This window comes from Allobosea sp. OAE752 (assembly GCF_050433265.1).
In the GTDB taxonomy this organism is placed as follows: domain Bacteria; phylum Pseudomonadota; class Alphaproteobacteria; order Rhizobiales; family Beijerinckiaceae; genus Allobosea; species Allobosea spartocytisi.
Map to the genome: position 1 here is coordinate 157,739 of NZ_JBNPXO010000004.1, position 22,002 is coordinate 179,740.

General features: G+C 67.4%; 21 protein-coding genes and 1 other RNA gene. 10 read left to right on the forward strand and 12 right to left on the reverse strand.

The window, feature by feature from the left end; translation table 11 throughout:
* Positions 1-129: 129 nt before the first annotated feature.
* The 5 genes from GGC47_RS12460 to recR all read left to right on the forward strand — a co-directional run bounded on the left by GGC47_RS12460 (position 130) and on the right by recR (position 3,894).
* A complete protein-coding gene (locus GGC47_RS12460) occupies positions 130-696 on the forward strand; it encodes a Chromate resistance protein ChrB (protein ID WP_038364773.1) in 567 nt (188 codons plus the stop codon).
* 60 nt (positions 697-756) lie between these two features.
* Positions 757-853, forward strand: an RNA gene (gene ffs, locus GGC47_RS12465) — signal recognition particle sRNA small type.
* 80 nt (positions 854-933) lie between these two features.
* Positions 934-2,799 carry a DNA polymerase III subunit gamma/tau gene (locus GGC47_RS12470; protein ID WP_133560425.1) on the forward strand — a complete coding sequence of 622 codons (1,866 nt, stop codon included), beginning with the start codon at positions 934-936 and terminating at the stop codon, positions 2,797-2,799.
* A gap of 36 nt (positions 2,800-2,835) precedes the next feature.
* The gene (locus GGC47_RS12475; RefSeq protein WP_038364769.1) at positions 2,836-3,156 is read left to right on the forward strand and encodes a YbaB/EbfC family nucleoid-associated protein; all 321 of its coding nucleotides are present in this window, start codon (positions 2,836-2,838) and stop codon (positions 3,154-3,156) included.
* Between the two features lie 132 nt (positions 3,157-3,288).
* The gene (gene recR / locus GGC47_RS12480; protein ID WP_038364767.1) at positions 3,289-3,894 is read left to right on the forward strand and encodes a recombination mediator RecR; all 606 of its coding nucleotides are present in this window, start codon (positions 3,289-3,291) and stop codon (positions 3,892-3,894) included.
* A 136-nt stretch (positions 3,895-4,030) separates the two neighbouring features.
* Here recR and GGC47_RS12485 read toward each other — a convergent pair whose 3' ends face one another.
* Positions 4,031-4,732 carry an outer membrane protein gene (locus GGC47_RS12485; protein ID WP_185747974.1) on the reverse strand — a complete coding sequence of 234 codons (702 nt, stop codon included), beginning with the start codon at positions 4,730-4,732 and terminating at the stop codon, positions 4,031-4,033.
* A 238-nt stretch (positions 4,733-4,970) separates the two neighbouring features.
* Between GGC47_RS12485 and GGC47_RS12490 the strand changes: the two genes are divergently transcribed.
* The 3 genes from GGC47_RS12490 to GGC47_RS12500 all read left to right on the forward strand — a co-directional run bounded on the left by GGC47_RS12490 (position 4,971) and on the right by GGC47_RS12500 (position 8,261).
* A complete protein-coding gene (locus tag GGC47_RS12490; RefSeq protein WP_038364765.1) occupies positions 4,971-6,020 on the forward strand; it encodes a YihY/virulence factor BrkB family protein in 1,050 nt (349 codons plus the stop codon).
* 2 nt (positions 6,021-6,022) lie between these two features.
* The gene (locus GGC47_RS12495; RefSeq protein WP_142022370.1) at positions 6,023-7,258 is read left to right on the forward strand and encodes an NAD(P)/FAD-dependent oxidoreductase; all 1,236 of its coding nucleotides are present in this window, start codon (positions 6,023-6,025) and stop codon (positions 7,256-7,258) included.
* A gap of 133 nt (positions 7,259-7,391) precedes the next feature.
* Complete coding sequence (locus tag GGC47_RS12500) at positions 7,392-8,261, forward strand: VOC family protein (RefSeq protein WP_142022369.1); 870 nt, start codon at positions 7,392-7,394, stop codon at positions 8,259-8,261.
* Positions 8,262-8,267: 6 nt separating this feature from the next.
* Here the strand turns inward: GGC47_RS12500 and GGC47_RS12505 are convergent, their stop codons facing one another.
* From GGC47_RS12505 to dut, 4 genes are all read right to left on the reverse strand, one after another.
* Positions 8,268-8,720 carry a GNAT family N-acetyltransferase gene (locus GGC47_RS12505; RefSeq protein ID WP_038364760.1) on the reverse strand — a complete coding sequence of 151 codons (453 nt, stop codon included), beginning with the start codon at positions 8,718-8,720 and terminating at the stop codon, positions 8,268-8,270.
* Positions 8,717-9,703 (reverse strand): cysteine synthase A, encoded by a 987-nt coding sequence (gene cysK / locus GGC47_RS12510; RefSeq protein WP_038364757.1) that lies wholly within the window; start codon positions 9,701-9,703, stop codon positions 8,717-8,719. Before cysK ends, GGC47_RS12505 begins: the two co-directional genes overlap by 4 nt.
* Before the next feature lie 100 nt (positions 9,704-9,803).
* Positions 9,804-10,256, reverse strand: a complete 453-nt coding sequence (locus tag GGC47_RS12515; RefSeq protein WP_038364754.1) for an RrF2 family transcriptional regulator — start codon at positions 10,254-10,256, stop codon at positions 9,804-9,806.
* Entirely contained in the window at positions 10,253-10,675 is a 423-nt protein-coding gene (dut, locus tag GGC47_RS12520) for a dUTP diphosphatase (RefSeq protein WP_429068249.1), read from the reverse strand. Before dut ends, GGC47_RS12515 begins: the two co-directional genes overlap by 4 nt.
* Positions 10,676-11,008: 333 nt before the next feature.
* Between dut and GGC47_RS12525 the strand changes: the two genes are divergently transcribed.
* The gene (locus GGC47_RS12525; protein WP_142022368.1) at positions 11,009-12,181 is read left to right on the forward strand and encodes an AGE family epimerase/isomerase; all 1,173 of its coding nucleotides are present in this window, start codon (positions 11,009-11,011) and stop codon (positions 12,179-12,181) included.
* 6 nt (positions 12,182-12,187) lie between these two features.
* Here the strand turns inward: GGC47_RS12525 and GGC47_RS12530 are convergent, their stop codons facing one another.
* From GGC47_RS12530 to GGC47_RS12560, 7 genes are all read right to left on the reverse strand, one after another.
* Positions 12,188-14,014 (reverse strand): ABC transporter ATP-binding protein, encoded by a 1,827-nt coding sequence (locus GGC47_RS12530; protein WP_142022367.1) that lies wholly within the window; start codon positions 14,012-14,014, stop codon positions 12,188-12,190.
* Positions 14,011-14,901, reverse strand: coding sequence for an ABC transporter permease (locus tag GGC47_RS12535; protein WP_112762517.1), 891 nt, complete (start codon positions 14,899-14,901; stop codon positions 14,011-14,013). The genes GGC47_RS12530 and GGC47_RS12535 overlap by 4 nt, the downstream gene beginning before the upstream one ends.
* Positions 14,898-15,836, reverse strand: a complete 939-nt coding sequence (locus tag GGC47_RS12540) for an ABC transporter permease (protein WP_142022366.1) — start codon at positions 15,834-15,836, stop codon at positions 14,898-14,900. The genes GGC47_RS12535 and GGC47_RS12540 overlap by 4 nt, the downstream gene beginning before the upstream one ends.
* Positions 15,837-16,033: 197 nt before the next feature.
* Positions 16,034-17,587: an ABC transporter substrate-binding protein gene (locus GGC47_RS12545; protein ID WP_142022364.1), complete on the reverse strand. Its 1,554-nt coding sequence runs from the start codon at positions 17,585-17,587 to the stop codon at positions 16,034-16,036.
* Between the two features lie 97 nt (positions 17,588-17,684).
* Positions 17,685-18,398: an SDR family NAD(P)-dependent oxidoreductase gene (locus tag GGC47_RS12550; protein ID WP_142022363.1), complete on the reverse strand. Its 714-nt coding sequence runs from the start codon at positions 18,396-18,398 to the stop codon at positions 17,685-17,687.
* A gap of 13 nt (positions 18,399-18,411) precedes the next feature.
* Positions 18,412-19,569 carry an NAD(P)/FAD-dependent oxidoreductase gene (locus tag GGC47_RS12555; RefSeq protein ID WP_142022362.1) on the reverse strand — a complete coding sequence of 386 codons (1,158 nt, stop codon included), beginning with the start codon at positions 19,567-19,569 and terminating at the stop codon, positions 18,412-18,414.
* A gap of 13 nt (positions 19,570-19,582) precedes the next feature.
* Complete coding sequence (locus tag GGC47_RS12560; protein WP_142022361.1) at positions 19,583-20,011, reverse strand: RidA family protein; 429 nt, start codon at positions 20,009-20,011, stop codon at positions 19,583-19,585.
* A gap of 356 nt (positions 20,012-20,367) precedes the next feature.
* On the opposite strand from GGC47_RS12560, the gene GGC47_RS12565 reads away from it, so the two are divergent.
* Entirely contained in the window at positions 20,368-21,894 is a 1,527-nt protein-coding gene (locus GGC47_RS12565) for an ABC transporter substrate-binding protein (protein ID WP_142022360.1), read from the forward strand.
* The last annotated feature ends 108 nt before the right edge of the window (positions 21,895-22,002 follow it).

Below are 22,002 nucleotides of genomic sequence, written 5' to 3' on the forward strand. Positions count from 1 at the left end.
CACGGGAAACCTCGCGTGAACGATCGAGCTTGCAGGCGACAGCGACAGCTTTTGCTGTCACGATGGCAGCAGCATCAAACGACTTTGATGCTAGCATATTTGTAACGATGGTAACATTCAAGGAGTTCCATGGCGTCGCTCGAATGGTTGCTGCTGACCTACAAGGTTCCGGCCGAGCCGGCGCGCAAGCGCGTCTCGATCTGGCGCAAGCTCAAGGGGATGGGAGCGGTCTATCTGCAGGGCGGCGTCTGCCTGCTGCCCAAGACGGACGACCATCTGCGGCGGCTCAAGATGCTCGAGAACGAGATCGCCGAGGCCGAGGGCGAGGCGCTGCTGCTGGCGACGGTCGGCCTCGACCAGAAGCAGCAGGAGAAAGTCGTCGCGCGCTTCAATGCGGACCGTGACGACGAGTATAAGGAATTCATCGAGAAATGCCTCGCCTTCGAGGCCGAGATCGACGACGAGACGCGCAACGCGCATTTCACCTTCGCCGAGCTCGAGGAGAACGAGCAGGAGCTGATGAAATTCCGCAACTGGATCGAGAAGATCCGCAAGCTCGATTTCTACGGCGCCCCCCGTGCCGGGGAGGCGGCCGAGCGCCTTCAACGCTCGGAAGCGATTCTCGACGCCTATGCGCATAACGTCTTCGCGGCGCAGGAGGAAAACCGCCCGCCCGAGGCGGCGAAGCGGTCCTGAGGTCGCGGATCTCTCGCCGGCAGGCTTGCGCTTCGCACGGACATCCCCGATATAGCGCCCGGGAGGTTGGCGAGGGACGTCTCACTCGCCAACCGGGTCAGGTCCGGAAGGAAGCAGCCCTAACGAGACCGAACGGGTCTTCGTCCAGCCTCCCACCTCATGCGAGTCGCGTGTAACCGGGCCTTCTGGCCCGCGGCGGCATTGACCCTCGCCTTCCGATTGGCGAAACCAGTTTCCATGACCGACGAGATCGACGCCGCCACAGCAGACGAGCCGGGCTTCGCCGGCTTCGACCCCGCGCCTGTGCCGGCCGTCGCGGCGCCGACGCCCTATCGCGTGCTGGCCCGCAAATACCGCCCGGCCCATTTCGGCGATTTGATCGGCCAGGATGCGATGGTGCGCACCCTGACCAATGCCTTCGCGGCGGGGCGCATTCCGCAGGCCTGGATGCTGACCGGCGTCCGCGGCGTCGGCAAGACCACGACCGCCCGCATCCTCGCCCGCGCCCTCAACTTCCAGACGGCCGATGGCGGCGGCGCGCCGACCACCGATCTGCGCGAGTTCGGCATCCATTGCCGCGACATCATCGAGGGCCGGCACATCGACGTGATGGAGCTCGATGCCGCCTCGAACAACGGCGTCGAGAATGTCCGCCAGCTCATCGAGGGCATCCAGTACGCGCCGGTCTCCGGCCGCTACAAGGTCTACATCATCGACGAAGTCCATATGATGTCGACGGCCGCCTTCAACGCGCTCCTCAAGACGCTGGAGGAGCCGCCGGCCCACGCGAAATTCATCTTCGCGACCACCGAGATCCGCAAGGTGCCGATCACCGTGCTGTCGCGCTGCCAGCGCTTCGATCTGCGCCGTGTCGAATCCGACGTGCTGGTGAACCATCTCTCCGGCATCTGCCGCACCGAGAGCGTCGAGGCCGAGGATGAGGCACTTGCCGCCGTCGCCCGCGCCGCCGAGGGCTCGGTGCGCGATTCGCTCTCGATCCTCGACCAGGCCATCGCCCATGCCGCCGGACGAATCACGCTCGACGACATCCGCTCCATGCTCGGCCTCGCCGACCGGGCGCGCGTCATCGACCTGTTCGAGTCGGTGATGAAGGGCGACATCGCCGCTGCGCTCGGCGAATTGCGCGCGCAATACGATGCCGGCGCCGATCCGGTCGTGGTGTTGAACGACCTCGCCGAATTCACCCATCTCGTCACCCGCCTCAAGCTCGTGCCGGACGCCGTCAAGGACGCGACGCTCGCCCAGGCCGAGCGCGTGCGCGGCGGCGACTTCGCCCAGCGCCTCTCGCTGCGCGTGCTCGCCCGCACCTGGCAGATGCTGCTCAAGGGCATTGCCGAGGTGAAGCAGGCCGACCGGCCGGTAATGGCAGCGGAAATGGTCCTGGTGCGCCTCGCCCATGCCGCCGACCTGCCGACGCCGGACGAAGCCTTGAAGATGCTGCGCGACGGCGCGGGCGCCATCCCCGGCGGCAATGGCCAAGGAAACGGCCATGGTGGCGGCGCGCCGCGTCCGCCCTCCGGCGGCGGCAACACCGCGCTGGCCGCGCGCCCGATCCTCGCCAGCGCCAATCCGGCGCCTGTCGCCGCACCGCGCGCCGTTGCGGCCCCGCAGGCGATCGTCGCCTCGATCGAGGATGTGGTGGCGCTGGCCTCCCAGCATCGCGAGATCACCCTGAAGATCGCGCTCGAGCGCGATATCCGCCCGGTGCGGTTCGAGCCCGGCCGCATCGAGTTCTCGCTGGTCGAGGGCGCCTCGCGCACGCTGGCGCAGGATCTCTCGCGCAAGCTCAAGGAGTGGACCGGCCAGACCTGGATGGTCGCGGTCGTCAACGCCGAGGGCGGCGCGACGATGCGCGAGCAGGCCATCGCCGCCAAGGATCAGCGCGAGAGCGATGCCGCCGCCCACCCCTCCGTCAAGGCGGTGCTGGAGCGCTTTCCCGGCGCGCGCATCGTCGATGTCCGCGATCCGCGCGCCGTCGAGGCGGCCGAGAATGCCGCAGCGCCGGCCGGCGACGAATACCTGCCCGATGCCGAACCGCTCTTCGACGATGCCGAGCCGGATTTCGACGGCATCGATTTCTGATCACGATCGTTTGCAGTTTCCCGAGGAGGATTTCCGATGCGCGACATGATGGGTCTGATGAAGCAGGCTCAGCAGATGCAGCAGAAGATGGCCGACATGCAGGCCGAGCTCGAGACCATCGAGGTCGAGGGCGCTGCGGGTGGCGGCATGGTCACGGTGACGATGACGGCCAAGGGCGCGCTCAGGAGCGTGAAGATCGACCCCAGCCTGATGGTGCCGGACGAGCGCGAGATCCTGGAGGATTTGATCGTCGCGGCAGCCGGCGATGCCCGCGGCCGCGCCGAGCGCGTCATGCAGGAGCGCATGGCCGAGGTCACCAAGGGCCTGCCGATCCCGCCGGGCATGAAGCTGTTCTGATTTCATATCCGCACGGGTCATCCCGGCCGAAGCGAACGCAGAGCCGGGATCCATGTCTGAACCGTTCCGGCATGGATCCCGGGTCTCCCTGCGGTCGCCCGGGATGACGCCTCCCATCTTCTGAGAAGCAGCATGTCCCGCGCCATTGCCGGTCCCGAGATCGAAAGGCTGATCCAGCTTCTGGCCAAGCTGCCGGGGCTCGGGCCGCGTTCGGCCCGGCGCGCGGCGCTGCATCTGGTCAAGAAGCGCGAGCAATTGCTCGGCCCGCTCTCCGAGGCGATGGCGGTGGCGCGCGAACGCATCGTCGTCTGCTCGACCTGCGGCAATGTCGATACCAGGGACCCTTGCGGGCTCTGCAGCGATCCGCGCCGCGACGACAGCCTGATCGTCGTCGTCGCCGATATCTCGGATCTCTGGGCGCTGGAGCGTTCGGGCGCGGTCTCCGGCCGCTACCATGTGCTGGGCGGCGTGCTTTCGGCGCTGGACGGGGTGCGGCCGGAGCATCTCTCGCTCGACGCGCTGGTGGCGCGGGCCTCCGATCCGGCGGTGAAGGAGGTCATCCTCGCGCTCAACGCCACGGTCGACGGCCAGACCACGGCGCATTTCATCACCGATCTCATGGCGCATCTGCCGGTCAAGGTGACGAAGCTCGCCCATGGCGTGCCGGTCGGCGGCGAGCTCGACTATCTCGACGACGGCACATTGGCCGCCGCCATCCGCCAGCGCACGGGGTTTTGAGGAAGCGCTTGCGCCTTCCGGTCATTCTCGGGCGGAGCGTAGCACAGGCCTGAGAATCTCAGGCCGAAAGAGGCGCACGAGCCTCCATGTCGCGAGCTGCTCGGGTCGAGCCTGAGCATGGCGGCGCAGGCAAGCCTCAGAACTTGTAGGCGATGCTGGCGCGGGCGCTGTGCGTGGTCAGCTCCTGCTCGCCGCTCAGGCCGGGCAGGGCGCCCGAGGTCGCGAAGCGGTTCTTGCCGAAATCGGTGTAGCGGTATTCGGCGCCGAGGATCAAGTTGTCGGTGAAGGCGAAGTTCACGCCGGCGCCCACATTCCAGCCGGTCCGCGTGGTGCTCAGCCGCTCCCCGAAGCCAGCCGGGTCGAAGACTCGGCGTTCGAATTCGCTGAAGGAGGCGCCGCCGGTGGCGTAGATCATCAGCCGGTCGAAGGCATAGCCGATGCGGGCCCGCGCCGAGCCCTGCCAGTTCTGGTCGATGCGCGCGGCGATGCCGACGCCGTCGAAGCGGCTGCGGCTGTTGAGCGCCTCGATGTCGCCCTCGATGCCGAGCACGACGCTGCCGAACTGGTAGTTGAAGCCGGCATGGGCGCCGCCGAAGGCGGAATCATCGTCGGCCCGGAAGCTCGTCGGCGCGAAGGGGCCGACGGGCCCGCCGATGCGGACGCGGTTGCTGCCCCAGGAATAGCCGCCCTGCAGGCCGGCATAGAGGCCGGTCCAGGAATAGAAGGCCGGCAGCTCCGGCGCCGGCGGCAGCGCGACGCCACGCAGATCGGCCGCGCTGGCCGCTCCCGAGAGCAGGATCGCGAGGCTCGTCAGGCCGGCTTTGAGCAGCTTCGTCATCGGGCTTCCGTTGAATCGCAAGCGCCGGCCCATCGAGGGCGGCGCCGGCCGATAACGAAGCATTAAGGTTAACAATCGGCTAAGGCGGCCTTCTCGCCCGCCCTTCAGGGAACAATTGCGGGCCGGACCTGTTGCCCGCAAGCTGGGCCCGGAGCATTTTCGGCGAAGCGGACGCCGGTTCGCGTGAAGACGATGCGGCAGGACAGAAGACTCTTCGTAACGGAGACCGGACCCCGAGATGGCTTTCCTGAAGCGGATCACCGGCGCGGCGGGCATCGGCGTCGCGCTCGGCTATCTCTCGGGGGTCGTCTCCAGCCGTCGCGTCCGCCGCAGGCGGGAGGCGGCGCGCGGCCGGCTGGCGCGGACGCCGCTGCAGATGACCTGGCTCGGCTGGAAGGATGTGCTGCTGCGCTTCGTCGGCAATGTCGGCGACAACCGGCTGACCTCGCTGGCCGGCGCCGTCGCCTTCTTCACCCTGCTCTCGCTGGTGCCGGCGCTCTCGCTGCTGGTCACGATCTATCGCTATTTCACCGACCCGGCGACGATCGCCGGCCAGCTCGACGCGATCACGGCCATGTTTCCGCAAGCCGCGCGCGAGCTCATTCACGAGCAGGCGATGCGGCTTTCGGGCCAGTCCGGCTTTTCGCTCTCGCTGACCTTCGTGATCAGCTTTCTGGTCGCGACCTGGTCGGCAAATGCGGCGGTGAAGGCAATCTTCGACGCGCTCAACATCATCTATCGCGAGCAGGAGAAGCGCAGCTTCCTCAAGCTCAACGCCGTCTCGCTTTTCACCACGGTGAGCGGCATCGTCCTGCTCGCCTCGGTGCTGGTCATCATCGCGAGCTTGCCGGTGGTCACCGCGCTCTTCCCGTTCCATTCCGAGCTGGAGCGGCTGATCCGGCTGGTGCGCTGGCCTATCTTCCTCGTCGTTGCGATTCTCTCGATCGCTTGCCTGTACTGGATCGGTCCGAGCCGCGAGCGCATGCGCTTCGTCTGGGTGATGCCGGGCGCCGTCGCTGCCGCGCTGCTCTGGGCCGCGGCCTCCTATGCCTTCTCCTGGTATGTCAGCACGCTCGGCAACTACACGGCGGCCTATGGTTCGCTCGCGACCGTCGTTGTCTTCATGACCTGGCTCTGGCTCTCGGCGACGATCGTGCTGGCCGGCGCCGAGCTCAACGCCGAGCTGGAACACCAGACCGCGCATGACACCACCGCAGGTCGGGCGAAGCCGCTCGGCGAGCGCGGCGCGACGATGGCCGACCGGGTCGGCCCGCCACGGGCCGGCTGAGGATGCTCGATCCGGAAACGACCCGCCATGAGGATCTGCGCAGTGGCACCGGCCCCTGGCGCCCGGCCTTGCAGCGCCCGCAGGGGCGCCCGCTCGAGCGTGACATGCGCTGCGACGTCGCCATCGTCGGTGCCGGTATCACCGGCGCTTTCCTCGCCGAGCATCTCACCGCGATCGGGCTCGATGTCGCGGTGATCGACCGGGAACGCGGAGGCTTCGGCAGCACGGCGGCGTCGACGGCGATGCTGCAATGGGAAATCGATCTGTCCCTGCGCGAGCTCGCCGCGCTCTATGGCTTCGAGCGGGCGGCCGAGATCTATCAGCTGAGCTTCAGGGCCGTCGCGGGACTGGGGGCCCTCGTCGAGAAGCTGGCCCTGCCCTGCAGCTTCGCCCGGCGCGATTCGATCTATCTGGCGGCAGGCGATGTCGGGCCGCGCGAGCTGCGCGATGAAGCCACTCTGCGCGAGAGGGCCGGGTTGCCGGGCAGCTTCGTCGAGCATGCCGCGCTGCTGAACGCGTTCGGTTTCGACCGCGCCGCCGCGATCGTATCGCCCGGTTCGGCCGAGGCCGACCCGCTTTGCCTCTGCCATGGTCTGCTCGCGGCGGCGGCGCGGGCCGGTGCGCGCATGATCCGCGACGAGGCCGTTGCTTACGACGATGCCGGCCGGTCGGTGGCGATCTCGCTCTCCGGCGGCGTCACCGTGGAGGCCGGCCATGTCGTGCTCGCGACGGGTTACGTCATGCCCGATTGCGTGAACGACGATCTGCACAGCACCGCCTCGAGCTGGGCGATCGCAACGGTTCCGCAGTCGCCGCAGGCGCTCTGGCCGGGGCCGGCTCTCGTCTGGGAGGCTTCGGAAGATTATTCCTACTGCCGCACGACCCTGGAGGGACGCATCGTCTTCGGCGGAGAGGATGAGGACTTCGCCGATCCGGACCGCCGCGAAAAGCTCGGCCCGGCCAAGACCGAGGCCCTTCGCGCCCGCCTTCATGCCTTGCTGCCGCAGGCGCGGCTCGATGTGGACTTTGCCTGGTCCGGCGCCTTCGGGCAGACGGCGGACGGCTTGCCGCTGATCGGGCGCGTGCCCGGCCGGCCCCGCCTGTTCGCCGCCTATGGCTATGGCGGCAACGGCATCACCTTCAGCTTCCTCGCTTCGAGGCTGCTCGGCGGATTGCTGCGCGGCGGGGAGGAACGCTGGTTTCGCCATTTTGCCATCGACCGCCCACGCCCGGCCTGAGATCCGCATTCTCACCGGTCTCGTCATTGCGATGGTGCAATCCCGCATTTGCCGACCGGAATGGCGACAAATGCGCCGCGAAGGACCATCTTCCCCGGAAGCGTGGCCTGGCCGCGCAAGGAAGGACAACGACATGCTCGCAGTTCAGGACAAGGCGGGAGCGGCCACGCGGCTCGAAGCTCACGACGCACCCTATCACATTGGCGCGGTGACCTTGCGGGCCCGCGATCTGCCGAAGCTCACGGCCTATTATCGCGATGCCATCGGGCTGAAGCTCCTGCGGGACGCTCCCGGCCTCGCCGAACTCGGCGTCGGTGAAACTGTTCTGGTCCGCCTCGTCGAAGGCGCCGCGCAGCCGACCTCGGCGGCCGGGCTCTTTCACCTCGCCATCCTGCTGCCGTCGCGGCGCGATCTCGCCAACTGGCTGCGCCATGCCGCCACGACCGGCATCCGGCTCGAAGGCGCCTCCGACCATCTCGTCAGCGAAGCGCTCTATCTCTCCGATCCGGAAGGCAACGGCATCGAGATCTATCGCGACCGCCAGCGCCAGGAATGGCCGCGCAAGCCGGATGGCGGCATCGCCATGGCGACCGAGCGGCTCGATCTCGACCGCTTGCTGGCCGAGGCGGCAACCGGCGCCTATGCCGGCATGCCGGAGGGGACGGGCATGGGGCACATCCATCTGCGCGTCGGCGACACGGCCGCCGCCGAGGCGTTCTATCACGGCCTGCTCGGCTTCGATGTGATGGTGCATTATCCCGGCGCGAGCTTCCTTGCCAGCGGCGGCTACCACCATCACATCGCCGGCAATATCTGGGGTAGCCGTGGCGCCGGCCTTCGCGGCGCCGGCGAGGCCGGGCTCGACCGTTTCGAGATCGTGGCGCGCGACACGGCCGATTTCGCGGCCATGCGGGAGCGCATCATCGCGGCCGGTGGCGAAGAGGCTGACGGGGTGCCGTCCATCGCCGACCCCTGGGGCAATCGGCTCGTGCTGACGCGCTGAGCCGGCTCAGCGCGTCAGGAGATGCGAGCGGCGCGTGCCGCCGTTATCGGGCGTGAAGCCGTTCGCTTCCCAGAAGGCCGCGGCGCGTGGGTCGGCCGCCCGCAGCGAAAGCCGCGGCGCCAGCTCCAGCCCCTGCTGGATCAGGGCCGTGGCGAGCACCCGGCCGACGCCGGCCGCGCGATGCAACGGCCGGACATAGACATGCCGCACCCGCAGCAGATCGGGCGCCGGGTCGTAAGGGTCTGGCGTCACCGCGCCGATACCGGCGAGCTCTCCCTCGCGGTAAGCCGCGAAGGCGGCGAAGCGGTCGTCATCGCCGCTATATTGCCCGGACAGCCACTCCGCGCGCAGCCCCTCGATGAAAGCGAAACTCTCGGCGCTCGCCTCGCTGCGCAGCGCTTCGAACTCGTCCGGCAGGCTTTCCGCCAGCCGGACGATATGGACGCTGCCTTCGCTCACAGACCCTCGAACAGGGCGCTGGAGATGTAGCGCTCGGCGAAGGAGGGGATGATCACGACGATGGTCTTTCCGGCATTCTCCGGCCGCGCTCCGACTTCAAGCGCCGCCGCGACCGCTGCCCCCGAGGAGATGCCGGCCGGGATGCCCTCGCTCTTGGCGAGCGCGCGGGCCGTTTCGAAGGCCGTCTGGTTGCCGACGGTGACGACCTCGTCGATCACGGCGCGGTCGAGCACGCCGGGCACGAAGCCGGCGCCGATGCCCTGGATCTTGTGCGGACCGGGCTGGCCGCCGGAGAGGACGGGCGAATCCTCGGGCTCGACCGCGACCATCTTCACGCCCGGCTTGCGCGCCTTGAGCACCTGGCCGACGCCGGTGATGGTGCCGCCGGTGCCGACGCCGGAAATGACGATGTCGACCTGGCCATTCGTGTCGTTCCAGATCTCCTCGGCCGTCGTCTTGCGGTGGATCTCGGGGTTGTGCGGGTTCTCGAACTGCTGCGGGATGATCGAGCCCGGAATCTCGCTCTTCAGCTCCTCGGCCTTGGCGACGGCGCCGCGCATGCCGCCGGGGCCGGGCGTCAGGACGAGCTCGGCGCCGAGCAGGGCGAGCATCTTGCGCCGCTCCAGCGACATCGTCTCGGGCATGACGAGGATGAGCCGATAGCCGCGCGCGGCGGCGACGAAGGCGAGCGCGATGCCGGTATTGCCGGAGGTCGGCTCGATCAGCGTGCCGCCGGGCTTGAGCGCGCCGGAGGCTTCCAGCGCATCGATCATGTTGACGCCGATGCGGTCCTTCACGCTCGAGATCGGGTTGAAGAATTCGAGCTTGGCCAGGATCGTCGCCTTGACGCCACGCTCGGCCGGAAGCCGGTTCAGCTTGACGAGCGGCGTGTCGCCGATGGTGTCGGTGATCGAGTTGTAGATCCGGCCGCGACCGGGGGCCTTGGCGGGGGGCGTCGAGGATTTCTGCGCTGCTTCAGCCATGGGAGACTCCTTGGGTCGGGCCGTTTTGGGATCGGGCCGTTTGGCCGGTGAAGCTAACGTAATTCACACGTTCTGTCGAAGAAAGAGATAAATCACATCTTTATATTGTGAAATCGGGGTGGGACCTGCCATCCGCGGCCGCCGCCCGGTCCAAAGCGCGCCGGCAGAACTCTTCCACAGTGACCTCCTCCAGTGACGACAGGAAGGCGGCTGAGGCGGCCTCGACCTGGGGCGCGATCACATCGTCGATCAGGGCCGAATGCGGCATCGGGCCGAGCGCATCCTCGCCATCGTCCTCCATCGCGGCGCGCACGATGTCACCGGCCGTGATCCTGCGGCGCTCGCGCGCCAGTTCGTAGCCGCCGCGCGGGCCGCGCACGCCTTTGAGGATTCCGGCGCGCACCAGCGCCTGCAGCAGTGTCTCGAGATGGCGCGGCGGCAAGGCGTGCCGCGCGGCGAGCAGCTTCGCCGCCACCGGCGAGGGTCGCGCATGCAGTGCGATGTCGACCACCGCGGCGATGGCGAGAAGGCTGCGGCGGGAGAGGAGCATCATGACCGGCCTCCCGGAGCCTCGCCGCCGGCGATGCCCGTCGAGCCGAAGCCGCCGCCCCCTCTTTTCGTGGAAGCCGAGAAGGCTTCGACGACTTTGAAGGTCGGCCGCAGGATGGGCAGGAAGACGAGCTGCGCTATTCTGTCGCCGGGGGTTATTCGAAGTGGCGCGCTTCCCGGCGGCGTTCTCAGCCAGGCGCTGATGAAGATCTGGTTCTGGTAATCCGCGTCGATCGTGCCGACGCTTTGGCCGAGGATGAGGCCCTTCTTGTGCCCCAGCCCAGATCTCGCGAGCAGGAAGGCGGCGACGTTGGGATCGTTCATCTGGATCGCGATGCCCGATGGGATCAGGACCGCGTCGGCTTGCGGCTGAAGATCGAGCGGTTCGTCGATGCAGGCGAAAAGGTCGATGCCGGCCGACATGTCCGTTTGATATGTCGGGAGGCCCCAATCGAAGATCCGGTCGTCGAGGACCATCATCTCGAAGCGGGGGCTGTCGTGCAGTGTGCTCAAGATGACCCCTCGCGTCGCGGACGCCCCGTTCTAGGCCGCATGCAGGGCGCTGTTCAACTCCCATTCCGGCCGCTGCCTGAGCTCCCGACATGCCTGCGCCCGACCCATCTGCCGGCCGGGGAATGGGGTCGCTGCGGAGGCGCCTTGACGGGGCTGCCCTGAATCGGGCTCGTGCCCGAGCGAGGAGAGGGGACCGGCCGCGCGCGGTCCGGCCCCGGCGTTCCTCGGGGAGGATATCGATCGATGAAGCGCATCGAAGCGTTGGAAGCGACCATCGGCTCGCCGCGGGACTGGCTGGGGCAGGTTCTGATCCCCGGCTGGATCGAGCGGGCCCTGCAGCCGGGCCGCCCGGGCTTCGTCGAGCATTTCGATCCGGCGCACGCCAGGCACGATGCCGGTGCGGTCAGGACGACGCTGGTCACGGCCCGGCTGACCTATGTGTTCAGCCATGCGCATCTGCTCGACCCTTCCGGTCCGGCGCTCGCCGCCGCTCAGCACGGTTTTGCGTTCCTGCGTGATCGCTGCCGCGACGGGCAGGGCCGGTTCCGCCATGTCGTCGGCGAGGACGGCACGCCGGTCGACGCCCGCACCGATCTCTACGATCTGGCTTTCGTCCTCTTCGCCATGGCCTGGTTTCATCGGGCGACGCGGGACGGGCAGGCGCTCGCCATCGCGGACGAGGTCATCGGCTTCATCGAGCGCGAGATGTCGCATCCGGAGGGCGGCTTCGCCGAGGACACGCTCGGCACGCTGCCCCGCCGACAGAACCCGCATATGCATCTGCTCGAAGCCTTCCACGCGCTTGCCGAGGCCACGGGCGAGAAGCGCTGGCTCGACCGCGCCGGCGATATCGTCCGACTGGCCCGCGAGCGCATGGTCGACACCGAGACCGGCTCGCTGGGCGAATATTTCACGCAGGACTGGCAACCGGTCCCCGGCGCCGCCGGCGCCTTGCGCGAGCCGGGGCATCATTTCGAATGGACCTGGCTGCTGCTGCATCACTGGCGGCTCACCGGCGATGTGGCGGCGCGCGACCTCGCGGACAGGCTCTACGCCTTCGCCATCCGTCACGGCCTGGATGATGGCGTCGCGGGGCCCGTCGCGGCCTTCGACGGTCTCGACCGGGCCGGAAAGCTCGTTGCGCCGACGAAGCTGCTCTGGCCGCAGACCGAGGCGATCAAGGCGTTTCTGGCCCGGATCGAATTGCTCGGCGATGACGACGCGGCCGGGCGTCTCGAACCCCATCTCGACGGCCTGTTCCGCACTTTCGTCGCGCCCGATACGGGGCTCTGGTTCAATCAGGTCACAAGAAGCGGGGCGCCCGCACAGACCGTGATCCCGGTGCGCGTGCTGTATCATCTCGTGCTGGCCCTGGCGGAATGGGACCGTGTCGGCCGCGGAGCTGCGCCGGGTTGACCGGCGCTATGCCCTCGCATCGACGGGCTGGCGGATGAAATGGCCGGGAGCGACCTCCACCAGCGCCGTCGGCACCGCCTGCCAATCGAGCTTGCGGATCGGGCTCGGCAATTCGTCGACGGCGAGTTCACGGCGTAGCGCGCGGCGGCGCGGATCGGGAACGGGGACTGCCGCCAGCAGCTTGCGCGTATAAGGGTGGCGCGGGTCGGAGAACACCGCCTCGCGCGGACCGATCTCGACGATCTCGCCGAGATACATCACCGCGACACGATGGCTGACGCGCTCGACCACGGCCATGTCGTGCGAGATGAAGAGATAGGCGAGGCCGAGTTCTGCCTGCAGGTCGAGCATCAGGTTCAGCACCTGTGCCTTCACCGAGACGTCGAGCGCCGAGACCGCCTCGTCCGCCACCACGAGCTTGGGCGAGAGCGCCAGCGCCCGGGCGATCGCGATGCGCTGGCGCTGGCCGCCGGAGAACTCGTGCGGAAAACGCACATGCATCTCGGGCGTGAGCCCGACCTTGCGCAGGAGTTCGGCGACGCGCTCGCGGGCTTCGTTTCCCTTGGCGAGCCCGTGCACCAGGATCGGCTCGGCCAAGGCGCTGCCGACGCTCTTGCGTGGATTGAGGCTGGCGAACGGATCCTGGAAGATCATCTGCATCTCGCGGCGGACATCGCGCAATTCGCTTTTGCCGAGCCCGGTGACGTCGCGCCCGCCGAAGCGGACGGTGCCGAAGGAGGGCTCGACCAGCCGCAGGATCGATCGCCCCGTCGTCGACTTGCCGCAGCCGGATTCGCCGACCAGCGCCAGTGTCTCGCCGCGCCGCAGGCTGAAACTGACGTCTTCGACCGCATGGACTTGGCCCCGCAAGCGGCCGAGCAGGCCACCGCGGATGCCGAAGCGGGTCGTCAGCCCCGCGACTTCGAGCAAAGGCGGCTCGGTCGCCGCGACCGTGTCGGGCTGCTCGACCGGCTTGCCCTCAACCTTGCCGTTATCGGGGTCGATGCGCGGAAAGCGCAACGGGCGGGCATGGCCCTCCATGTCGCCGAGCTTGGGCACTGCCGCGAGCAGCGCCTTGGTGTAGCCGTGGACAGGCGTGTTGAAGACCTGTGAGGCCGGTGCGTCTTCCAGCTTCTTGCCCTTCCACATCACCACGACGCGGTCGGCGATCTCGGCGACGACGCCCATGTCATGGGTGATGAAGAGCACGGACATGCGCTCCTCGTCCTGCAGCGTCTTGATCAGCTCGAGGATCTGCGCCTGGATCGTCACGTCGAGCGCGGTGGTCGGCTCGTCGGCGATCAGGAGCTTTGGCTTGCAGGCGAGTGCCGTCGCGATCATCACGCGCTGGCGCATGCCGCCGGAGAGCTGGTGCGGGTAGTTGTCGAAGCGCGTCTTGGCCGAGGGGATGCGCACCTTGTCGAGCATGCGCAGGGCCTCTGCCTTCGCCGCGCCGGCATCGAGGCCACGGTGGTAGCGTAGCGCCTCGGCGATCTGGAAGCCGACGGTGAGCACCGGGTTCAGGCTCGTCATCGGCTCCTGAAAGATCATCGCGACATCATTGCCGCGGACCTTGCGCATCTCCTCCTCGCTGAGCGCGAGCAGGTCGCGGCCCTCCAGCGCGACCCGGCCCTGGATGCGGCCATTGGCCGATGAGACCAGCCGCATCACCGAGAGCGCAGTCACGCTCTTGCCCGAGCCGGATTCGCCGACGATGGCGACGGTCTCGCCGGGGGCGACGTCGAAGCTCAGGTCCTCGACGGCCCAGCGCCATTGCCCGCCGACGCGGAAGGCGGTCTGGAGGTTTTCGACGGAGAGGACGGGGCCGCTCATCGCTCGCCCTTCAGCTTGGGGTCGATGGCGTCGCGCAATCCGTCGCCGAGGACGTTGAGCGCGAAGACGACGACGAGGATCGCGAGCGACGGAGCCAGCACCAGCCAGTAGCTGTCGAGAATGTTCTCGAAGCCTTCGCGGATCATGCCGCCCCAGGTCGCGATCGGCGGCTTGACGCCGAGCCCGATGAAGGCGAGCGAGGCCTCGGTGCGGATGGCGTTGGCAAGCCAGAGCGAGGCCATCACCAGGATTTCCGGGAAGATATTGGGCAGGATATGCCCTGCCATGATCCGCGCGTCGGAGAAGGCGAGCGCCCGGCCGGCGCCGATATAGTCGCGCTCCTTGACCGTGATCGTCGGCGCCCGCGCGATGCGGGCGAAGGAGGGGATCGAGGTCAGCGCGATCGCGATGGTGATGTTCTCCATCGAGGGGCCGAGCATCGCGACCAGGATCAGGCCGAGGATCAGCGACGGGAAGGCGAGGAGGATGTCCATCGCCTGCATCACCACCACGTCGAAGCGCCCGCCATAATAACCGGCGAGCAAACCGATCAGCGATCCCACGACCATCGCGATGACGGTCGAGGCGATGCCGATCACCAGCGAAATCCGGGCGCCGTAGAGCAGCCGCGAGAGGATGTCGCGGCCGAAATAATCGGTGCCGAGATAGAAATCGTCATGCGGCGGCTGGAGCCGCGACAGGATGTTCTGCTCCAGCGGGTCATGCGGGGCGATGACGGGCGCCAGCACGGCCGCGAGGATCACCGCGACGACGATGGCGAGCCCGACCCAGGAGGTCTTGTTGGCATTGAAGGCGCCGATCGTCGCCTTCAGCCAGCGCAGGCGCGGCGGGGCGACGGGGGCGGCATCATGGACGGAGGTGCTCATGACAGCTTCACCCGGGGGTCGACGAGGGCGTAGGTGATGTCGGTCGCGATGTTCACGAGCACGACGATCAGCGTGTAGATCACCATCATGCCCTGCAGCATGGTGTAGTCGCGCTGGTTCAGCGCACCGACGATCAGCTTGCCGAGACCCGGCCGGTTGAAGACGATCTCGGTCAACACCGAATTGCCGATGAGGATGCCGAGATAGAGGCCGACGATCGTGATGATCGGGATCAGCGCGTTGCGCAGCGCATGCCGCCAGACCACGACGCGCCAGGGCACGCCCTTGGCGCGGGCGCTGCGGACATAGTCCTCCTGCATCACCTCCAGCATGGCCGAGCGGGCGACGCGGGTGATGTAGGCCGCCATGATCAATCCGAGATTGAGCGCCGGCAGCGCCATCGACTGGAACCAGGCTGAGGCCGAGCCGCTGCCGGCCGAGATCACCGGGAACCAGCGCAGCATGATCGCGAAGACGATCAGCAGGATGATCGCCGAGACGAAGGGCGGGAAGGAGAGGCCGAGCAGCGAGGCGATGCGCGTGACATAGTCCGGCATGCGGTTGCGGTTGACGGCCGCCCAGACGCCGAGCGGCACGCCGATGACGATGCCGATCGCCAGCGAGACGATGGTGAGTTCGATCGTCCAGGGCAGGACGGCGAGTACCTCCTGGATCACCGGCCGCCCGGTGACGAGCGAGACGCCCCAGTCGCCGCGCACGGCGCCCCCGAGGAAGCTCAGGTATTGCTCGCTCATCGAGGCATCGAGGCCGAGCCGCGTGCGCATCGCGGCGATCGCGGCTGCGTCGGCCTGGTCGCCGAGGATCACCTGGGCGGGGTCGCCGGGGACGATGCGCACGACGACGAAGACCAGCGAGAGCACGGCCCAGAGCGTGACGATGGCGAAGCCGAGGCGTTTGACGAGGAAGGCGCTCATGATGCCGCCGGTCGTTGAGAAGCTGTTGATCTGGCAAGAAGCCTGGATCGCTGGGTACGGACACCCGGCCGTCAGCCCGGGCTTGTCCCGGGATCCATCGAAGGGCGCGGCGCTCTACGATGGATCCCGGATCGGCGCCGCTTCGCGGCTTGTCCGGGATGACGCAGAGTTTCCCCGTGAAGTCGGGAAACCCGGCCTCACTTCGTGAAGCGCGTCGTCTCCAGCACCGGCGGGCCGAGATTGAGCGAGGCCTTGAGCTCGTAGCCGAGGTCGAGGCTGTCCTTGTAAGCCCAGAGCTGCATCATCTCGTTGACCGGTATGGCGCAGACCTCGGCGATGATCTTCTCCTGCGCAGTCTTCCACAGCGCGAGCTGCTTGGCCTTGTCGGTCTCCGAACGCGCCGCGTCGATCTCGGCATCCGCCACCTTGCAATGCGAGAAGTTGGTCACGGCGGTCGGCGTCTTCACGATCGCGCGCGAATGGAAGAACTGCGAGAGATAGACATCCGCCACCGGGAAGCGCGCCGCCTGGAAATGCACGACCTGCGAGAGGTCCTGCCGGATCTGCTGGTGGAAGGTCGCGTGCTCCACCGGCTGGATCTCCAGGGTGATGTTCGCCTTCTTCAGCAGGGCCTGCACCGCCTCGGTGAAGCTCAGCATCGAGGGCAGGGTGGTGTTGATCGCCTTGATGGTGACGCCGTTCGGGAAGCCGGCCTCCGCCAGCAAAGCCTTGGACTTGGCGAGGTCGAAGGGCAGGAGCGGGGCCTTCTCGTCCGTGCCGAGATAGCCTGACGGCACGACCGAGACGGCCGGGCGCGAGATGTTCTTGCCGCGGAACTGCCAGATCGCGTTGCGGTCGATGGCATAGGCGATCGCCTGCCGGACCTTGATGTTGTCGAGCGGCGGCTGGCTCATGTTGAGATGCAGTACCGACATCTCGGCCGGGCCCATCGCCACGACCTTGACGCCGGGCAGTGCCGTCATGCGGTCGACCCAGGCCTGTTCCTGCCGCCCCAGCATCATGTCGAGCTCGCCGGACTGGAAGGCGAGATCGCGCGAGGAATCCGAGGGGATGAAGCGGTACAGGATTTCGGTCAGCTTCGGCCTGCCGCGGAAATAGTTCGGGTTGGCGACGAGCTTGGCGTATTGCTGAGGCACATATTCCTGGAACATGAACGGGCCGGTGCCGATCGGCTTCTTGGCGAAGCCGTCCTTGCCCAATTCCTCGGCGGCCTTCTTACAGACCATGTTGCCGCCATGGTAGTTCATGACGATGCCGAGCAGGCTCGGGATCGGCTCCTTCAGCGCGATCTTGACGGTGTACTTGTCGGGAGCCTCGATCGACTGCACCGCGCTATAGTCCGACGAGAAGGCCGAGCTGTCCTTGGAGGAGGCCCGCTTCAGCGAATAGACCGCATCCTCCGCGGTGAACTCGCCATAGCCGTGGTGGCACTGCACGCCCTGGCGCAGCTTGAAGGTCCATTCCTTGCCGTCCGCCGAGGAGGTCCAGCTCTCGGCGAGATCGGGCTCGATGAACTCCGGCGAAAGCTCGCCGGGCTTGATGCGGACGAGCCCGTTGAACATCCATTGCAGCATCGCCTTGCCGGGCGTGCCGGAATTCAGATGCGGGTCGAGCACCCCGGCATCCGAGCTCTGCATGCCGACGGTGAGCACGGTCTTCTGCGCGAGGGCCGGACTGGCCATCAGCGCGCCGGCCAACACGGCGGCGAGGATCGAAACGGGTCTCTTCATGATTTTCCCCTGCTTTTGTCGTTGAATACGGGTCTTCGTGATCCGGCATCGGCCTGTCCGGGGGAGCTATCTCCACCCCGGTTCCGGCCCGAGCCGCTTAAAGCGTGTCCTCCAGCCTGCAGTTGACGAGCAATTCCGCGACGGTCGCATTGTTGGGCAGTGCCAGCACGGTGGCAACCAGTTCGGCGAGATCGGCCGGCTGGGTCATCGCTTCCGGCGGCAGCGCGGTACTCGCGGCCGTCATGTCGGTGCGCACGAAGGAAGGGCAGAGCGCGGTGGCGCGCACGCCCTTGTCCCAGGCGATGCGCCGCGCCGCGTGGTTCAGCGCGATCATGGCGTGCTTGGTCATGTTGTAGGCGACATGGTCGTTGCGCACGCGCTTGCCCGACATCGAGGCGACATTGACGATGCGCCCGGCGCCGCAGGCTTCGAGATGCGGCAGGGCGCAATGGATCAGGTTGAGCGGCCCCTTGCAGTTCGCCGCCCAGATCGCGTCGAGCGCGGCCTCATCCGGCGTTCGCAAGGTCATGGCGCTATGCATGCCGGCATTGTTGACGAGCCCGTCGATCCGGCCGAAGCGGGCCGCCGCGGCATCGACCCAGGCGCGATGGCTCGCCCAGTCGCCGGCATCGTAACGAGCGACATGGACCCGCGACGGGTCCCAATCGGCGCTCATCGCCCGCAGTGAGGCGAGATCGCGTCCACCCATGCTCAGGCTGTAGCCTTCCCCATGCAGAAGCTCGGCGACGGCGCGACCGATGCCGCGATTGGCCCCGGAAATCAGGATGACGCGTCCCTCGGGAGCAAGCATGGCGGGCGGTGTCCTATCCGTGCAGGGAGAGTTCGGCGGTGCTGTTCCGGCCGTCCGCGAAACGGTTCAGCCGGAAGGGAGAGAGATCGAAGCGCGGTCGGCGCGACAAGGCGAGGTCGGCCAGGATCTCGCCGGTGACAGGGCCGATGCCGAAGCCATGCCCGGAAAACCCTGCGGCGACGACGAGCCCGTCGATGCCCGTTTCGCCGTCGATCGCCGGCAGGGCGTCGGGCGTGAGGTCGATCAGCCCGCCCCAGAGCCGGGCGATGCCGGCCTCCGCCAACGCGGGCAGGATTTGCGTCGTGCGCGCGATCAACGCTGCGACATCGCGGCTGCGCGGGGCGAGCAGCGCCTCCGTCCAGCCGCGTGGATCATGCGGCCAATCGCCGATGCCGGTGGTGACGCGCAGGCGACCATCGATCTCCTGCCGCCCGGCTGCATCGGCATTGGCGACGCCGAAGACCGGCGCGAGCAGCGGTGGCAGCGGCACGCTCTGCATGACGCAGACCAGCCTGATGGTCAGCGGCAGGGAGAGGCCGAGCGGCGCCAGCAGTTCGGGGGAATGGATGCCGGTCGCCAGGATGACGCGGTCGGCCGCGATGGTTTCGCGATCTTGCGTTTCGACGCCGGTGACGCGGTCGCCTTCGCGGATCAGCGCCCGGATCGGCACGCCTTCACGGATGATCGCGCCATGCCGGCGGGCGGCCTCGGCATAGGCACGCACGGCCGGAACCGGATCGGCATGGCCATCGCCGGGGCAGAAGGAGGCTGCGAGGATGTCCGGTCCGATCGCGGGAGCCTTGTCCCGCACGGAGGCGTTGTCGGGCAGGTATTCGATGGTCAGGCCGAGCTTGCCCTGTTGCGCGACCAGCTCGCGGATGACCGTGACTTCCGCTTCCGTCCGGGCCAGCCGCAGATTGCCGTGGCGGCGATAGCCGGTCGGCACGCCAAGCTCCGCGTCGAGCCCGCCCCAGCGCTCGACCGCCGCCTTCGCCAGCGGCAATTCGGCGGGATCGCGGCCGGATTGGCGGACGCCACCGAGCGTCCAGCCCGACGCCATCGCCGCGAGCTCACACGCCTCAAACAGCGTCACGGAATGGCCGGCCTTCGCGATCTCATAGGCGGCTGAGACGCCGCTGATCCCGCCTCCGACGATGACGACATCAGGCATGGCCGCGCTGCCTTCAGGAGAGGTCGACGTCGATGCGCTGCTCCGTCTCGTCCGGATTGCGGCGCCTGTAGGCGGTGACCTCGAACTCGACCTTGAGCTCGGGCTGGCCGAGCGGCGTGCAGGTCGTGGTGTTGGCGGGGTCGATGTCTCTGAACTTGCGGCCGACGACCGCGTTGACCGCCTCCATGTCGGCGATATCAGGCACGAAGACCTTGACCGCGACGACATCCTTCAACGATGCGCCGACGGCGGCGAGCGCGCCCTCGATATTGCGGAAGGCCTGCTCGGCCTGGCCCCCGGCGTCGGAGGCGATGGCACGGGTCTTGTAGTTCCGTCCGGCGGTGTTCGAGACGAAGATCATGTCGCCCGCCACCACCACCCGCGAATAGCTGTTCAGCGTCTCGTATTTGCTGCCGGATTTGACTTTGACGATCTCGCTCATGGCAGTCTCCGGAGGCGCGGCCTGCGTTGCCGGGCGTCCCGACCGGCAGCATCCCCTTGCGGGAATTGGTGTATACCATTCGAGTTGTTTTGGGCTGTCAAGGATGGGGATGCCCGGCGAGAGCGATGCCATGGAGGTGGCCGACGGAGAACGATCTTCCTGACAATAGGTCACGCGGGCAAAAAAGATACCGGGATACGCTGCTTGCGGGAGTGATCCAGGCTGTTCGCGCCCTGCGTGTCTTATGCCTTGTCGCGTCTTTCGGCGCCGGGGCGAGTCACATTGACAAGCTGGTATATACCAAATCATTCTGCGCTTTCGGCTGATCAAGCCGCCAGAACAGAGAGGGGTATGCGATGGTCTCGATCTCCCGCCGCAATCTGCTCGCCGCCGGTGCCGCCTTGCCTCTTCTGGGATTGCGAGCCCATGCCCAGGCTGCCGGCAAGGTGCTGCGCTTCGGCCTGTCGAGCTTTCCGCCCAGTCTGCAGCCCTGGCTCCATACCGGTACGGCGGCGCTGACCGTCAAGCTGCTGATCTTCCGCGGCCTGACCGGCTTCGACGAGAAGGGGGAGGTCAGGCCGGAGCTCGCCGAAAGCTGGGAGCGCGAGGGCGAGACCGGCTGGGTCTTCAAGCTGCGCCAGGCGAGCTTCCAGAACGGCAAGCCGGTCACCTCCGAGGATGTGAAATGGACGCTGGAGCAGATCGCGGCGCCCAATTCGACGGCCTTCATGAAGGCCGAGTTCGGCGGCGTCGAGCGCATCGAGACGCCCGATGCCCGCACCGTCCGCATCGTCATGAAGCAGCCGACCGTGACGCTGCCGATCTGGCTCGCCAGCCCCCATGTGCCGATCATCGCCAAGGATTCGATCGAGGGGCGCGCGGGTCTCGGCGTCGGTGCGGGGCCCTTCATGATCAAGGCACAGGAGCGTGGTGCTTCGATCGAGGTCGTGAAGTTCGACAAATACTACAAGCCGGGTCAGCCAAAGCTCGATGGCATCAAGCTCGTCGCCTATGCCGACGAGAACCTGCGGGTCGCGGCGTTGCAGGCCGGCGATATCGACCTCATCGAATATGTGCCCTGGCAGTCCATGGGGACGATCGAGAAGGATTCGCGCCTGCGGCTCGTCGCCGTCGACGGTCCTTTCATGGGGCTGAACTTCAACGGCGGCGCCGGCCCGTTCAAGGATGTGCGGCTGCGCCAGGCGGTCGCCCATGCCATCCGCCGCGAGGATATCGTCCAGGCCGCCTTTTTCGGCCGGGGCAGCAAGCTCGAGGGCATTCCGATCCCGTCGAGCAGCCCCTATTTCGACAAGGCCCGCTCGGAATACTGGAACTACGACCCGACCAAGGCGAAGAAGCTGATGGCCGAGGCCGGGGTGCCGAACGGCTTTTCCTGCACGCTGCTCTCGACGGCGCAATATGGCATGCACAAATCGACGGCCGAGGTCGTGCAGGCCAATCTCGCCGAGATCGGCATTCAGGCAAACCTCAATCTGCCCGATTGGGCGGCGCGCGTCGATCTGGCGGGCAAGGGCCGCTATGATTTCATGGTGCAGGGCACGACGGCGGACAACAACGACCCGGACGGTCTCGCACCACTGATCGACGGTGACCTGCCGGCCAACATGGCGCGGAGCTGGCAGATCCCGACCCCCGAGATCCACGCTCTCTTCGCCAAGGGACGCGCCGAGTTCGATCCCGCCAAGCGCAAGGCGATCTATGCCGAGCTGGAGAAGTCCGCCCTGGAACAGGCGCCGCTCGTCGGCCTCGCTTGGCGCTCGCAGGGCTATGCGATGGTGAAGGGTCTCAGCGGCTTCAAATGCTATCCCGGCGGAACGAATTTCTTCTCCGCCTATTCGCTCGACGAGGCCGCGCTGGCGTGAAGCGCTGCGGCGCACCGCATTTCAATGGACACACGCCGTCATTCCGGGCTTGACCCGAAATCCATCGTAGCGCGCTTCATTCTACGATGGCTTCCGGATCGGCGCCGC